Raw genomic sequence first — 1,068 nt, 5'->3', positions numbered from 1 at the left:
CGCTCCCCGCCGTGCCGCCCCCGCGCGGGGCGAGCGCGACCCGACCCGGCCCTGACCCGGCCCCGTGGTTTCTCAACAATGTCGCATGCAATTCCCTCGTGATTATTTCAAATATTGAAATCGAGTCGTTGGAATTGCAACGTTTGTGGGCAGTGTCAAAAACTGACCTGAGGGAATTGCATGCGACTTTTGGGGGACCCAGGAAAGGGGAGGTGCACATACAACGCCGCCCCCCGCGCGGGGCGAGCGCGACCCGACCCGGCCTCGTCCCCTACCATGGACGCATGAACCTCAGCTTCCCCGCACGCCCCCGCGTCGACGCCATCATCCAAGCCGCCATGGACATGGAGGCCGCGCCCCTCCTCCACGCGCTCGCCCCCATCGGCGACGACGAAACCCCCCAAGCCGTCCTGGCCGGCACCATGAAAACCCAACGATTCGCGCTCGGCCACCTCGAGGGACGCACCGTCCTGGTCGTCACCTCCGGCATCGGCCTGGCCAACGCCGCGTCCGCCGCCGCGCGCGCCCTCACCCTCGTCGACGCGCCCATCGTCATCGCCGCCGGCACCACCGGCGGGCTCGCCGCCGGCACCAACGTCGGCGACATCGCCGCCGGCACCAGCGCCATCTACGGGCAAGCCGACGCCACCGCCTTCGGCTACGCCATGGGCCAAGTCCCCCAGATGCCCGTCGACTACACCTCCTCCGAGGCCGCCGTCGCGCGGCTCGCCCAGCTGAGCGCGCTCATCGCCCACACCGTGCGTGTCGGCGGCATCGTCTCCTCCGACTCCTTCTGCACCGAAGCCAACGTCGGCCCCATGCGCGAGCGCTTCCCCGACGCCATCGGCACCGACATGGAAACCTGCGCGATGGCCCAAGTCTGCTGGTCCTCCGGCGTCGACTGGATCTCGTTGCGAGCAGTTTCCGACCTGTGCGGGCCCACCGCCGACCAGGCCTTCCATATGGACGGCCCCCTCGCCGCCGCCCACAGCGCCCAGGCCGTCCGCGCCTACCTGACGCTCCTCTGAGGCCGCCCGCGGCACCGCCTCCCCGCAGCGTGCGTGCGCC

At 70.0% G+C, this 1,068-nt stretch carries 1 protein-coding gene; it reads left to right on the top strand.

Annotated elements, in window-relative coordinates:
- The first annotated feature begins 284 nt into the window (after positions 1–284).
- Positions 285–1,028 carry a 5'-methylthioadenosine/S-adenosylhomocysteine nucleosidase gene (gene mtnN, locus HMPREF1138_RS06365; protein ID WP_009057824.1) on the top strand — a complete coding sequence of 248 codons (744 nt, stop codon included), beginning with the start codon at positions 285–287 and terminating at the stop codon, positions 1,026–1,028.
- Positions 1,029–1,068: the final 40 nt, after the last annotated feature.

The sequence above is a fragment of the Actinomyces sp. ICM58 genome (assembly GCF_000283035.1).
In the GTDB taxonomy this organism is placed as follows: domain Bacteria; phylum Actinomycetota; class Actinomycetes; order Actinomycetales; family Actinomycetaceae; genus Pauljensenia.
Note: the sequence above shows the minus strand (reverse complement) of the source record. Positions and strands in the feature narration are given on the sequence as shown.

What these genes read in the sequence shown, in the direction of transcription:
- mtnN (WP_009057824.1), top strand. Translation starts at nt 285, where the DNA reads ATGAACCTCAGCTTCCCCGCACGCCCCCGCGTCGACGCCATCATCCAA.